We start from the raw sequence: 13,716 nt of genomic DNA, 5'->3' as shown, positions 1-13,716 counted from the left end.
GAAACCGATCCTCGTTAAATGGAGGGACCACCCGCCATTTTACGAAAAAAACGGTTTCTTTTTTCATTTAAAGTATATGGACCGGCTTGTTCTGCCCATGGATTTGAAGGATCGGCTTTTGGGACTGTCTGATTAAGGGTTTGTATGCGAGAGAATGTTGATTAGCTTGCCGAACGGGTCTCGGACATAGAACCGTCGAACGCCCCAGGGTTCATCCGCCGGCCCATATTCGACCGGAAATCCGGCTAAATTCATCCGTTCAAGCGCAGCATCGACATCGTCGACTTCAATCGATAGATCGGGTATTGGCGTATCGGAGCCTCCCTGCGAGGCGAAGCTAATTTGGATGCTCATCTCCTCAAGTGAGCCGTAAGTGGCGATCCAGCCATGATCCATCAATAAATCGAGGCCGAGCACGTCCTGGTAAAAGCGTTTGGCTGCAGCGATATCCTGCGTATCGACATTGGCTACGATTCGTTTGACCTTCATTGCCAGCCTCCATTCGCCCGGTAACGCTTTTCTGCTTATATCGTTCTCCCTGCAGCTTATTGCCGGGATGGGCTATTTCCAAACGGAAGTGATGGGATTCACGGAACGGCTTTCCCCGAGCGGCGGAAGATGGTAGGCTTCCTCCAACGTCCGGAGCACATGAATGTGATTTACATTCTCGTCATATTGCCCCGGCTTGACCATAGGGCCTGCCATGATCAGCGGTATGCGGTTTTCCTTCGTGTTGTCATCCTCGTCCCACGTAATGATTAACAGACTATTGTGCGATGCCGCCCAGGTCAAGTAGGAATCCAGATTCGTCTTTAACCAGTCGTCCGCCTCCTGCACCGTTCCATCATGCATATCGTTCTGGTGATTGGGAATGACAAACGAAACCGTAGGCAGCTTCGAGAAGTCTTGCGGAAAGTCGGAGAACGGACGGTTCAGCTCCCCGGGCACATTCGTAAATTGAACCCAAGGATTATGCTTACGCGCATACCCTTTGTACGAACAGCCGGTATAGCCGGTCTTCGGCAAATCTTCGGAGTACCCGGTGAACGTTAAGCCTGCATCCAATAGCTCGCTTGCAAGATTGGCGGTGCCGAAAGGCTTTTTGCAGGAATCGTCGGTAACCCCCTGGGAGGAGCCGGAGAATAGCGTCAAGTAATTCGGCTGGCTCGGATGGGCCACCCCGTGCGCATTCGTGAATAATGCCCCATTCTCGAGCAAGGATTGGATATAAGGCGCCTTCGGACTGCCTATGATCTGTTTATAGGAGTGATTCTCCTCCACCACAACCACGATATGTTCGATCGGAGACGATAAATTCGTCAGCCGGGTGAACGAAGGCTTGTACAAATTGACCGCATTCGCCGCGGCATCCCAGCGAACTTCAAGTCCCAATTGCTCGCCCAGGAAGCGGACCGGCAGCATCGTGTTCCCTTCCACAATGTATGGTGCATTGTCAAGCAGCTTCTGCTGCCCGTTCACCTGAACCTCCGGACGGCCAATGGTGAATTCGATATGCTGATTCGATTGATCCAAGGTCACCTTTCGCTGCTCGCCGTTCCATGCGACTTGAAACCCCATCCCTTCCGCAACAGCCCGCAGCGGTACGAAGGTATGGCCGCCCACGATTTGAGGATTCACTTCCGTCTGAATCCGGTTGTCATTCATTAGTATTTGAATCGGGGTCGGAGTGCTCGCCTCTGCAGCGGATGCACTTGTGCTTACAGCGGAGAACAAAAGAGCGAGCGTCAACCATTTTTTCATGCTGCACCTCTCCTATGTAGTTTGTCGGCCTACGCCTACAATCTAGTTAGAGGCTCACCGTTGGAAAAAGTTGCGCATCCCTTGCCGCCTGGAATTTATTACATATATACGAATATTAGTTCTGTTAACCATAATTCCTGCAATCGAATGCGAGATTGTTGGGTAATAGATAGAAAAAGTGGGGTTGATCATGTTGGATTGGGCAATGTTCTTGCCTACTATCATAACGAAAGACCGCTGTTTCAACAGCGGCCTCCCGAATATCCTATTGAATTATAACAATTCGCCAGCCAAGCTTATTTTCAAGGAGCACCCCCCGGATTCTCAACGGTCTCCTTGGTATTGCTGGATCAGCTCCATCTTAAGCTCCCAAGCGGCGCGGCTCAAATTGACCCGATACACCTCGGGATTCAGTTTCCTTAAATATTCCGGCCAGAACATCGCCAGCTGCTTCTTATGGTAGCTCCTGATCTGGTCCGGCGTCGGCCGATCGCAGACCGGCTTGCCTTGGATGAAGATCGGCTGAAGCAGGGGGATCGCTTCATAGTCCTTGATCGTCTTGTTCAAATAAGGGTGCTGCGGGTCGAACAGTTTAATGGAATCGTGATTACGAATATCCTCTTCTCCGCGCAGGGCAATGTAATCCGCTTCCGCCTTCCCCGTTTGCCGGTTGACGATGCGGAACACTTCCTTGACTCCCGGGTTCGATACCTTATCCGGATTGCCCGAGATCTTGATTACCGGCACATAGGCCCCGTCCTTTTCCCGCGCGACAAGCTTGTAAACGCCGCCAAGGGCCGGTTGGTCGTCCGCCGTAATCAAGTGCGTCCCTACGCCCCAGGTATCAATCTTTGCTCCTTGCGCTTTCAAGTCTGTGATGATATTCTCATCGAGATCGTTCGACGCCACAATATTCACATAAGTCAGTCCGGCCTCATCCAGCATTTCCCGGGCCTTCTTGGACAGGTAAGCCAAGTCCCCGCTGTCAAGGCGGATCGCTTGCATGCGCTTCCCCTGCCGCTCCAGCAGCTTGGCGGTATGGATCGCGGCGGGTACGCCGCTCTTGAGCGTATCATACGTATCGACGAGCAGCGTAACCTGATCCGGCAGCGCCTCGGCGTATTTGCGGAACGCTTCCTCTTCGGTATCATGGGCCTGCACCCAGGCATGGGCGTGCGTTCCTTTGGTCGGAATGCCGAACAGCATACCGGCCCTCAGGTTGGACGTTGCATGGAAGCCCGCAATATAAGCCGCTCTGGCGCCCCAAACTGCCGCATCCGCTTCCTGCGCTCTCCGCGTGCCGAACTCCAGCAGCCCTTCGTCGGGCGCTACCTGCTTAATGCGCGATGCCTTCGTCGCGATCAACGTCTGGTAATTCATAAAGTTCAGCAGTGCCGTCTCTACCAGCTGCGCCTCGAATACCCTGGCTTCCACCCGCATGAGCGGTTCGTTCGGGAATACGAGCGTGCCTTCCGCCGCGCACCATAAATCGCCCGTAAACCGGAATTCACGCAGCTCGGCCAGAAAGTCCTCGTGATACTGCTCTTCCTGCGTCCTCAGGTATTCGATTTCTTCTTCTCCGAACTTCAGGCCCTCTATATATTGCACGATACGCTCCAACCCGGCAAAGACGGCATACCCGTTGCCGAACGGGAGCTTCCGGAAGTAGCCTTCAAAGACCGCTTTCTCGTTGTGCGAGCCTTGGATCCAATGGGCGTACATCATGTTGATCTGATACTTATCCGTGTGCAGCGTTAAATTCTCATAATCCATATCCATTCACTCCTTAGGCTGCTTGACGACCCCGGCCCCCAGCACCCGTTCAAAATGTCCCAGCGCCCATTCGTGGCCCTGCGGATTGAAGCTAGCTACGGCGTCTTCATGCACGACGACCGTAAACCCTTTGTTGTAAGCGTCGACCGCCGTATGCAGCACGCAAATATCGGTACAGACACCGGCCAAATGAAGCTCCCGGATGTCTCTTGCCCTGAGCTGCTGTTCAAGGTCGGTGCCGCAGAACGCGCTGTATCTTGTTTTATCCATCCAACGGATCCGCTCCCGTTGCTTGGCATAGATTGGCTCCAGCTGCCCATAAAGCTTTCTTCCGTCGGTGCCTTGAATGTTATGAGGCGGGAACAGCTTCGTCTCCGGATGATAAGGGTCATCCGTTTCATGAAGATCGACCGCCATCACGACAAAATCGCCACGCTCGGCGAATTGCTCGACAAGCCCGCAAATCCGCTGCTCAATATCCACGGCCGGCTGACCGCACGGCAGCTTTCCGACCACAAAATCGACGGTATAATCGATTACGATCAAGGCTTTCATTCCACGCCACGCCCTTTCACATAATGTATCTGTAATATTATTACTTTGACAATATCGTGAAAAGAAAACCGCGCCTAGCCGTATATGGACAGCTGAGGCTCGGCATCCGTGAACCGGTACAGCTGCGCTGCCCGCTGGGAATACTTGTTGGACATCTTCGGTTCCCCGCGCCGGTCGCGCACTTCTTCAATGATCCCCTTACGGCTTTGCGTCGACGTAATCTTGCGGATAAAATTCCGCTCCTCAAATGCAGGAACGACCGTCTGAATCACTTGATACAGCTCGCTGATCGTAAATTCCTCAGGCAGAAACTCCTTCGCGATCGTCGTCGTCAGCATGCGCCGCCGAATTTGCTCAAGCGCGTCACGCAAAATCTGATGATGATCGAAAGCAAGGTTCATCCGCAGAGCCTCCTCCACCGTGAACAGCCGGACATCGGAAGCGTCGTCGGCCGCTTTGCGGTTGATCAAATGCGCTTCGTTCACCAGCGCGAAGAAGGCGTGCGAGATAATCCAACCCCGCGGATCTCTTCCAGGCGCGCTGTAAACATTGAAGTACTCGATATGGACGTTCTCGACGCCGGTTTCTTCTTGAAGCTCGCGCTTCGCAGACTCGTGAATCGATTCGGTTTCCTTGGAGAAGCCTCCGGGCAGCGCCCACTGCCCCTCGAAGGGCCAATTTTTCCTTTGGATCAAAAGCACTTGCAGCTCCCGGTACGGCAGCGATTTTTTGGCCGTGCCGCGTTCCGTTGACGTAATGGTGAAGATGACGATATCTGCGGGGGCTCCGTCCGGCGTTCGGTAACGGCTTGACGTATAGTTCGACTCATTAGTCGCCGATTCGGACATTCAAATCACCCGCCTGCCATGATTTATATTGTCATTTTGATAATTTCATTATGAATATATTAGTTCCGTTTGTCAATCCTTGATTGTCACCGCAACATCATGCCCCAGCTCGTCATATATCTCTATTTAAGGTATGCGCATCGGAAATCCTGCGACTTATGTAACGGTTTACCTGAGCTCTTACTACTGACAACAGGTCGCCTTGCAATCGAGCTCACCGCCTCCCTGCACCGGCTCTATCGTATCGACATTAGTAGGTAAATTCGTCCCTTTCTCTCATTAGCTCAGGATTTTATCATACCCGGGAGAACGGAACGACCGCAACGAAAAAAAGACCGCAAAAATCGCGGCCTTCCTGCTTGAACATGCCCTGCTTTTGAGGAGATCAATCCGGAACGACAAAATAATTTTTGCCGTACAGCTCCATGACATCCTGCTCTTCCGCATGATCCTTATGACGGTAAGCTAGTTCCTGGATAAATTCAAAAGCCTTCATCTGATCGCGTTCACTGAGTCTCTCGAATAAACAATACAGCTTTTCTTTTCTTTCCATACCGTAAATCCTCCTCTCAAGTTTAACAGCGGAGTCGGGAAAACTTCAGCAGTCGGGTTTACGCTGCCCATCGCGAAATCCATGGGAAAATAACACAAAAAACACAAGGCTAGACCTTGTGTTGATTTAACACATCTATCCTCCCACTTTTCGCTTACGAGGTTAGCTGACGGATTCGGGCTGTGAGAAATCGCCCTACAACGTGCAACTTATTGCACGTCGATTCACCCCATGAAACCTTGGTTCCCCCGCTCTTCTCAAAGAAAATTCAGCGATGATAATCGCATTATGAAGTTGTACCTTAGATTTTAACCCGCGGTCATGCTTTTTGTAAAGCCCAATTTATACCATCTTTCAATAAAAAGTCTGGGCTTACTCCGATTTCAGCGCGGCCTTGCCCGGGTTCCGGTTGACGAGGAAGATGCTGGCCAGAATGAGCAGCATGCCGCCAAGCAGCGAATAGGTCAGTCTTTCATGCAGCGCAATGCTTCCGACTCCAATAGCTACAATCGGGATAAAGAACGTGTAAGAAGATACCTTGCTCGCCTCTCCGGAGTCGATCAACTTGTAGAACACAAGCCATCCGATGGCGATAACGAACAGGGAGATGAACAAGAGCGAAAGAATGAAAACCGGCGTCCATGCGATCGCCGTCCACCGCTCGAGGCTCGACCCGGCCGCCGTCATGATCAGCCCGCCGGCGATTAATTGGAAGGTGACCAGCCAGATGGGGTCTACGGCGCCGCTCTTTTTCTTCACAAAAACGGTTCCGAGCGCCCAGCTGAGCGCAGACCCCAAGGCCAGCAAAATTCCCGTCAGGGAAATGTGGCCGGATATTCCGCCGGAGCTGATCATCCCGACACCGGAGAACCCGAGAATCAGACCTGCGATTTTCAAGCCGTACATCGATTCTCCGAGCCACATCCAAGAAAAGATGCCGACCAGAACAGGCTGGAGAAACACAATGGCGGAGAACAGGCCGGAAGGCAAATAATTCAAGCCGATCGTCTGGAGACCATAGTACAGAATGACGTTAAAGAGTGCGGAAAGCAAGTAGATCGGCCAAGCCGCCTTTAACTGCAGGCGCTTGTATCGCGGCAGAGCCACGATCAGCAGCAGCAGGCCGCCAAGCAAGGTCCGGAGGCCGGAGAACAAGACGGGCGGAGCATACGATAAGGCCATCTTCGACAGCGGCCAATTCACTCCCCAAACCGTAACCAGAAATACGATGAGAAGAATGGTTTGTAATTTTGATAGTTTATTCATTGCAGGCGATTCCCTTCTCCGTTCGATCTTTTCTGAATTTAATGTTAGGTGTAATGTTATTCCATTATTGTTCGGCGGCCGCCCTTTGACAACCGTTGAATAGGACGCGGAGAAGGCAACCGGCAGCTTGTAAACGTCGATCATTTGCGCTATGCTCCGCCATTCTTGGTTTTTCTCCCATATAGCCTGTTTCTTCTTAGAAAAGAAACAGGCAAGCTGCCGCACAGCTTGCCTGTCTTCGCCTTACGTTTCGATCGGTATCCGTTCGGCGGTCCCTTGTATGCCGTTTATCCCCTGCAGCAGCTGTTCCAGCTTCAGCGGTCTGGAAATCCAATAGCCCTGAACGCCGGGGCAGTCCATCTCCACCAGCTTCTTGAATTGCTCCAGCTCCTCGACGCCCTCCGCAATCACGTGGAGGTTCAGCGCGCGGGCCATCGCAAGGATCGCAAACAACAGCGGAGGATTCATATGATGAACGAAAGAGCGGTCAATCTTTAGCGTATCGATCGGCAGCAGCGTCAGCATGCTGAGGGAGGAATAACCCGTGCCGAAGTCATCCAGCGCTATGGTGAAGCCTTCGCCGCGCAGCTGCTTGAGCAATTGACTGAAGCTGTCGACGTCGTGAATGAACGTTGATTCCGTGATTTCCAGCACAATGCACCCGGATGGCACCCGCTCCTGACGGACGATCGCAAGCAGCCGCTCCACAAAGCCGGGCTCATGCAGCTGCACGCGTGAAATATTCACCGACACCTTAAAATCACCACCAAACGTCTCGCGAAGCAAATGCCAATCCGCACTGGCGCGGCGAAGCACCCAATCGCCGATCGGTCCGATCAAACCCGTTTCTTCCGCAACCGGAATGAAATCTCCGGGAGATAGGAGCCCCTGCCTCGCATGATTCCAGCGAAGCAGCGCCTCCGCTCCGACGATCTTCGACTGGAAGGTGTTGTAAACCGGCTGATACCATAGCTCAAGCTCGCAGCGTTCGATCGCCGATGCCAGCTCCAGCTCATGCGAATATTTCACGACATGATCATATTTGACGGAAGGCTCGTATATATGGAATCGCTTGCGGCCCTCCCCTTTGGCACGATAAAGCGCGATATCCGCCGCTTTCAATAACGCCGGGATATCTTCCGCGCCTGAATTTACAGCCACCCCGATGGAAACGGAAAGCTTCATCGGACGGTCATGAATGAGGAATGGCTCCAGAAACAGCTCAAGAATATCCATCGCTATCCGATCCGGAGGAATGTCCGCTTGGCTGGAGGCCACAAGAAACTCATCGCCTCCGAGGCGAACGACAGCTTGGCCTTGCGCATGAAAACGGCCGCTTAGTCTCGCAGCGGCTTCCTGCAGAACGGCATCGCCAATATCATGACCGAACGTGTCGTTAATGTTTTTGAAATGATCGAGGTCGAACAAGTGAACGGCATAAGGGCGCGACACGTGCTCCAGTAAGTACCTTCGGTTGTACAGCCCGGTAAGATCGTCATGATACGCGTACTCCCGCAGCAGCTCTTCGTTTTTTTTGCGCTGGGTAATGTCCCGGGTTATCGAGATGATGTAGTCAATCCGTCCGTCATCTTCCACTATCGGAGTAATGAGGCTCTCCCCGCTCAGCAGGCCGTTGGGCAGAACGATACCGTCCTCGTAACAAAGCGGCGTACGGAGGTTCAGCACCTTGGTATATTTTTTATGCAAATAGGCCGCCATTTGCGGGGAATTTTTCTCGGCGAACGTTTTTCCCGCATCCGCATTGGTTATTCCGCTGAAACGCGTAGCCGCCCGATTGACGTAAGCATACTGAAATTCGCCGTTCACGACCTTCATAATATAAATGGAATCCTCGATTTCATCCAGCATAGCCGGCAATCGGCGATATAGTTCAAACAAGGATAGATGCTCCACAGTACTCCTGCTCCTTCGGCCAACAGTCCTATTTAATACCAGTTCCATCCTATTATGGAACGCGAAATTGTTCAAGATGAATTTGTACGGTCCGTTCGATGCGGGTACTTCAAACGAAGCGTTATTTCACAAGTGGGGAACAGTTCGGCAAAGTGCGCATTCGCTTCTAACTCGGCTTGACAACCGGAGGATTCCGGCCCGCTTTCTTATTTTGCCGTGACCGGCCTGTAGGTCTTGTTTGGGTTTGACGGATGATTTCTGTATAATGGGCCTATATCTTCATCTATGGCATTAGGTTTGAATCATCCGATGAATAAAGGAGAGGCAAGATGCTGAAACGGTGGTGGATCTGGGGCCCTCTCATGCTGCTTGCTTTGTTTGCGTATTTGCTTCTGCAATTTTTCTTCTCTACGCTTCGTATCCGGCATGCGGTGGAGCCGCTGGAGGCCCGGCAATCCGGCGACGGCCGGCTCCGGCATGTCGTGCTGATATCGCAAGAGCTGGACAATCCGTTCTGGCGCTCCGTCGAGCAACGGAACAGATAACCTCGCTGCGGGACAGCGGATGGGCGAGCTCGTCGCGCAAGGCTCGGGCGGCTCCGCCACCATCGGGGTGCTGATCGGAAGCGAGGCCGAGAGCCAGAAGCTCCGGCTGGAGGGTTTCCGTAAGGCGATCAGCCGCTATCCGGGGTTATCGGTCGCCGAGGTGCGAACCTCCAACATTTCGCGGCTGCAGGCGGCTCAGCAGGCCGAGGAGCTTCTGAGTCGGCATCCTCAGGTCGATGATCTCGTCGGATTCAGCGCCTTGGACGCTCCCGGCATGCTGGAGGCGGCTACCCGGCAGCCTTCACGAAGCGTGCGGCTGTACGGCTTCGACGATCTGCCCGATACGACGGAAGGCATCCGGCAATGCCGTATTGCTGCAAGCGTCGTGCAGCAGCCGATGGAAATGGGCTACGACGCGGTATTGCTGCTGAACGATTATTTTCACGGTAAAACGCCGCCCTCCCGGCAATTCACCGAATTTCGGGTGATCGGCATGGGCAGCTCGAGCGATGGAACCGGAGGCGCGTGCCGATGACGATTCGCAGAAAGCTGCTGCTCTTCATTCCATTGCTCGTGCTGATGGTCAATTTGGTCACGTTCTTTTTATTTCAGAGCGGCAAGATCGTGCAGGAAAGCTATGGCGTAATGATGGATCGCATCCTGCTCTACAATCAGTCTTCCCAGACGGCGGACCGTTATCTTCAGCAGCTGTACGGGTACTTAAATAAACCCGGATGCGAAGGGCCCGGCCGTGCTGGAGCAGCAAAGGAACGAGCTGGAGGGGCAGCGGAAGCTGCTGTCCGCAAAGGGAACCGTCCCCCCGAGCGCTGTCGCGCTGAACGATTACGTTCATATGCTGAGCACCTTGATCGAGCAAGAACAAGCCTCGCTCGCGGCGGCTCAGCTTCCGTCGCCGGGAACCGCACTAGCCTATTACGACAAGGCGGAGCGGACCGCCGGCTTTATCCGGGAAGAGGCGCAGCAGCTCGTGGACGAGGAGCTTCGTTACTATCAGCCGGTCTATAAGCAAATTCAAGAAGAGAACGTACGGATGAACCGGCTGGGCGCAGCCGTATTCATCGTGAACACGCTCCTGAGCATCGCCGTCGCGTTCTGGATTTCCCGCAGCATTACCGAGCCGGTCAGCCGGCTCGTCGGCATGGCCCGGCATATCGCCAAAGGCCAGCTCGATACCGAGCCCCCTCCCTCTCTTCGAAGGACGAGCTCGGTATCTTGTCCGACGCCTTCCGGCAAATGCTCGCCGACCTGAAATTGCTGATCGAGCGAGTTAAGCTAAGCCTGGAAAAGGACCGCCTCGTCAGGGAGCTCGAGCTGCAGGCGCTGCAAAGCCAGATGAATCCGCACTTTCTCTTCAATACGCTGAACGCCCTCTCGAAGCTGGCGTTACTCGAGGGAGCGGAGCAAGCCAGCGATCTGATCGTATCCATGTCCAACCTGCTCCGATATAATCTGCGGAGGCTCGATCAACCGGTTACCCTCCGCGATGAGCTGCAGCATGTAAAGGAATATTTTACGATACAGAAGGCCCGCTTCCGGGACCGGGTAAGCTTCGAGACCGATATCGACGAATCCGCACTGGGTATCCCGATTCCGGCATTAACGGTGCAGCCGCTCGTGGAGAATGCGTTCGTGCACGGCATCGAGGGCATGGAGCGGGGCGCCGTCATCCGTCTGGACATTCGGAGGAAGGACGACGAGATTTTGGTTTCGGTTACGGACAACGGCGTAGGAATGAGCGAGGAGATCCGGCAATCGCTGCTTCGGCTGGAAGCGGAATCCACCCGGAAGCAGTCTACAGGCCTCGGAACGCGGAATGTATTTAAGCGGCTGGAGCTTTTTACGGACGGAGCGATTTGGTCGACATCCGCAGCGTGCCGAACCAAGGCACGACGGTGACGATACGGATTCCCATCAGAGAGGAGATTGAGCATCCCCATGTACCGGCTGTTGATCGCGGATGATGAAGCGCTAGAGCGCGAAGGCTTGGAATGGATCGTACGGCGGGAAATGCCGGACACGTTCCAGGTGCTTCATGCCGAGAACGGACGGACGGCCATCGAGCAAGCGGAGGAGCATCGTCCCCATATTATTTTCATGGACGTCCATATGCCCGGCATACAAGGACTGGCCGCGCTGCGCGAGATCAAGGAACGGCTTCCGGAGACGAAGATGGTGCTGGTCACGGCTTATGACTATTTTGCCTATGCCAAGGAAGCCCTGTCGCTCGGCGTGAAAGAGTTTATTGTAAAGCCCGCGAAGCGAGAGCAGGTCGTAAGCACACTGAGGCTTCTCGTAGCCGAGCTGGATCAGGAGAAGCGCAAACGGACGGAGGAGCTGGAGCTGTCTACTTCGTGAATTTGGGAATCGCAGGGTATGGGGATGAAGCTTGGGATGTCAGCTCCGCTTGGCGCTGGATGTTCGGTATCGGCGCAATTCCCGGCGTGCTGTTCATGCTGCTGCTGTTCCTCGTGCCCGAGAGCCCGAGATGGCTGATCAAGCAAGGACGTCCGGTGGAGGCCCTTCCGATTCTTTTGAAGATTCACGGCGAGGACTTGGCCAGGCAAGAAGTGCTTGACATTAAGGAGTCGTTCAAGCAGGAGAGCGGCTCGATCCGTCAGCTTTTCAGCCCCGGCCTCCGCACCGCGCTGATCGTAGGCGTCGTGATCGCCGTGCTGCAGCAGGTGACGGGGATCAACGCCATCATGTATTATGCTCCCGAAATATTCAAAACGACGGGCGCCGGAACGAACGCTTCGCTGATCCAGACGATTCTGGTTGGCCTGATCAACTTCCTGTTCACGATTTTGGCGCTGTGGCTGATCGACAAGGTAGGACGCAAAGCACTTCTGCTCGCAGGCTCCGCATCCATGACGGTGTGCCTTCTCGTCATCGGCGCCGCGTTTCACTCCGGGCATACCTCCGGACCGCTGGTGCTGGTATTCATCCTGCTGTACGTCGCATCCTTTGCCGTATCGCTCGGACCGGTCGTTTGGGTGCTGTTGTCCGAAATTTTCCCGAACCGGATCCGCGGCCGCGCGACCGCGCTCGCTTCCATGGCGCTGTGGCTGGCGGACTACGTCGTCTCCCAGTCGTTCCCGCCCCTGCTTCATTCGGCCGGGCCGGCGGCGACGTTCTGGATCTTCGGCTTCATGTCCCTCTTCACGTTCTTCTTCACTTGACGGGTCGTACCGAGACCAAAGGCAAGTCGCTGGAGGAAATCGAGGCCGGCTGGACAAGCACGGCCGCGCCGTCCCGCGAGATCGCCGCGCCAGCGGAAGTCAATTAACGAACGAGCCCCGTCCGGCCGGACGGGGCTCATCTTTTTACGCACGAAGATCTTCCGGCTTGCTTACTGCATCGGCAGACGGCTCGCTTTCCATCACGCTCCGGTCTGGCCGAATCCCCATTACTGCTCATAGGTCATAACCGAATCCTTGCTGATGAATGTCCCGATATGATGTCCTTCGCAAATTTGCGCCATGGCGCCGGGCTTATCGAAATTGAACACATGCAGCGGAAGTCCGTGGTCTCTCGCCAGGATAAAGGCCGATTGATCCATGACCTTGAGATTTTGCTGAAGTACATCATTATAATGAAGCGATTTCAGCTTCTTCGCGGCAGGGTCATGCTTCGGATCGGCCGTATAGACGCCGTCCACCCCTTGCTTGGCAACGAAGAGCGCTTCGCAATTCACTTCAATCGCCCTTTGCACGGAAGGATAATCTGTCGTTACATAAGGCTGGCCGTTCCCGCCTGCAAAGATGACGATATACCCCTTATCCAGATGATGAATGGCTCTTAACCGGATATAGGGTTCGGCAACAGACGCAATCGGAATGGCCGTCATGACGCGCACTTCCTTATTCGTCTTCGCCTTGAGCACCCCTCTCAGCATCAAGCTGTTGATCACAGTGGCCAGCGTACCTATACTATCCGCCTCGGCCCGGTCAATGCCCCAGCTCTCCCCCATGTTCCCCCTAAAAATATTTCCGCCCCCGATGACGAGCGATACCTCGATCCCCCGTTCGACCACCGCGATGATTTCACTCGCGATATGCTCCAGCTGGGACGGCTCAAATCCAAATTCGCTTGCTCCCGCTACGGCTCCGCCGCTCAGCTTGATCAATATTCTTTTGTACTTGTTCAACGACTCCACCTCCGGATAATCTCACTGTCCTTCAAAATCCCATGACCGTTCATGAATCCCAGGATAAACGGCTACGCCGTCCTTGTCTTACAAGGACCAGCGCGTTTACCAAGGTTGTTGCGAAGCTATAAGTTACGAAAACTTATAAATTCTTACTAGAGTAAAGGGCAGAGAAATCTGCCCCTCCTCATCAAACCGTACGTGAGGTTTTCCCTCATACGGCTTTCCGATGTTCGTCATTCATGTGCATGCAGATCACAAGAGCGTTTTAAGTCCACATTGACTGGCCAGAAATCTTACTTCTTGAAGCGAGCCCATCCATCTTGCACGCTG

The 13,716-nt window shown here is 54.0% G+C and carries 11 protein-coding genes, 3 pseudogenes and 1 riboswitch; of the genes and pseudogenes, 5 read left to right on the top strand and 9 right to left on the bottom strand.

Annotated elements, in window-relative coordinates:
- Positions 1 to 132: 132 nt before the first annotated feature.
- The 8 genes from O9H85_RS33480 to O9H85_RS33445 all read right to left on the bottom strand — a co-directional run bounded on the left by O9H85_RS33480 (position 133) and on the right by O9H85_RS33445 (position 8,670).
- Positions 133 to 489 (bottom strand): VOC family protein, encoded by a 357-nt coding sequence (locus tag O9H85_RS33480; RefSeq protein ID WP_269885711.1) that lies wholly within the window; start codon positions 487 to 489, stop codon positions 133 to 135.
- A 72-nt stretch (positions 490 to 561) separates the two neighbouring features.
- Complete coding sequence (locus O9H85_RS33475) at positions 562 to 1,761, bottom strand: alkaline phosphatase family protein (RefSeq protein ID WP_269885710.1); 1,200 nt, start codon at positions 1,759 to 1,761, stop codon at positions 562 to 564.
- A gap of 324 nt (positions 1,762 to 2,085) precedes the next feature.
- The gene (locus O9H85_RS33470) at positions 2,086 to 3,534 is read right to left on the bottom strand and encodes a nicotinate phosphoribosyltransferase (RefSeq protein ID WP_269885709.1); all 1,449 of its coding nucleotides are present in this window, start codon (positions 3,532 to 3,534) and stop codon (positions 2,086 to 2,088) included.
- Positions 3,535 to 3,540: 6 nt separating this feature from the next.
- Positions 3,541 to 4,089, bottom strand: coding sequence for a cysteine hydrolase family protein (locus tag O9H85_RS33465; RefSeq protein ID WP_269885708.1), 549 nt, complete (start codon positions 4,087 to 4,089; stop codon positions 3,541 to 3,543).
- Between the two features lie 74 nt (positions 4,090 to 4,163).
- A complete protein-coding gene (locus O9H85_RS33460) occupies positions 4,164 to 4,937 on the bottom strand; it encodes an NUDIX hydrolase (RefSeq protein ID WP_269885707.1) in 774 nt (257 codons plus the stop codon).
- Positions 4,938 to 5,322: 385 nt separating this feature from the next.
- On the bottom strand, positions 5,323 to 5,490 hold the full coding sequence (locus O9H85_RS33455) for a hypothetical protein (RefSeq protein WP_269885706.1): 168 nt from the start codon (positions 5,488 to 5,490) through the stop codon (positions 5,323 to 5,325).
- Between the two features lie 135 nt (positions 5,491 to 5,625).
- Positions 5,626 to 5,774, bottom strand: a riboswitch (cyclic di-AMP (ydaO/yuaA leader).
- A gap of 88 nt (positions 5,775 to 5,862) precedes the next feature.
- Positions 5,863 to 6,756: a DMT family transporter gene (locus tag O9H85_RS33450; protein ID WP_269885705.1), complete on the bottom strand. Its 894-nt coding sequence runs from the start codon at positions 6,754 to 6,756 to the stop codon at positions 5,863 to 5,865.
- Between the two features lie 243 nt (positions 6,757 to 6,999).
- Positions 7,000 to 8,670, bottom strand: coding sequence for a putative bifunctional diguanylate cyclase/phosphodiesterase (locus tag O9H85_RS33445; RefSeq protein WP_269885704.1), 1,671 nt, complete (start codon positions 8,668 to 8,670; stop codon positions 7,000 to 7,002).
- A gap of 329 nt (positions 8,671 to 8,999) precedes the next feature.
- On the opposite strand from O9H85_RS33445, the gene O9H85_RS33440 reads away from it, so the two are divergent.
- The 5 genes and pseudogenes from O9H85_RS33440 to O9H85_RS33420 form a co-directional block, all read left to right on the top strand.
- The gene (locus O9H85_RS33440) at positions 9,000 to 9,215 is read left to right on the top strand and encodes a hypothetical protein (protein WP_269885703.1); all 216 of its coding nucleotides are present in this window, start codon (positions 9,000 to 9,002) and stop codon (positions 9,213 to 9,215) included.
- 19 nt (positions 9,216 to 9,234) lie between these two features.
- Positions 9,235 to 9,750: a substrate-binding domain-containing protein gene (locus tag O9H85_RS33435; protein WP_269885702.1), complete on the top strand. Its 516-nt coding sequence runs from the start codon at positions 9,235 to 9,237 to the stop codon at positions 9,748 to 9,750.
- A pseudogene (locus O9H85_RS33430) lies at positions 9,747 to 11,197 on the top strand (histidine kinase). The gene O9H85_RS33435 and the pseudogene O9H85_RS33430 overlap by 4 nt, the downstream one beginning before the upstream one ends.
- Positions 11,172 to 11,579, top strand: a pseudogene (locus O9H85_RS33425) (response regulator); the annotation flags it as partial. The pseudogenes O9H85_RS33430 and O9H85_RS33425, both read left to right, overlap by 26 nt.
- Positions 11,567 to 12,522: pseudogene (locus O9H85_RS33420) on the top strand (sugar porter family MFS transporter); the annotation flags it as partial. The pseudogenes O9H85_RS33425 and O9H85_RS33420, both read left to right, overlap by 13 nt.
- 120 nt (positions 12,523 to 12,642) lie before the next feature.
- Here O9H85_RS33420 and pyrH read toward each other — a convergent pair.
- Positions 12,643 to 13,383 (bottom strand): UMP kinase, encoded by a 741-nt coding sequence (gene pyrH / locus O9H85_RS33415; protein ID WP_269885701.1) that lies wholly within the window; start codon positions 13,381 to 13,383, stop codon positions 12,643 to 12,645.
- Positions 13,384 to 13,716: the final 333 nt, after the last annotated feature.

The organism is Paenibacillus gyeongsangnamensis (assembly GCF_027533625.1).
Taxonomy (GTDB): domain Bacteria; phylum Bacillota; class Bacilli; order Paenibacillales; family NBRC-103111; genus Paenibacillus_G; species Paenibacillus_G gyeongsangnamensis.
Note: the sequence above shows the minus strand (reverse complement) of the source record. Positions and strands in the feature narration are given on the sequence as shown.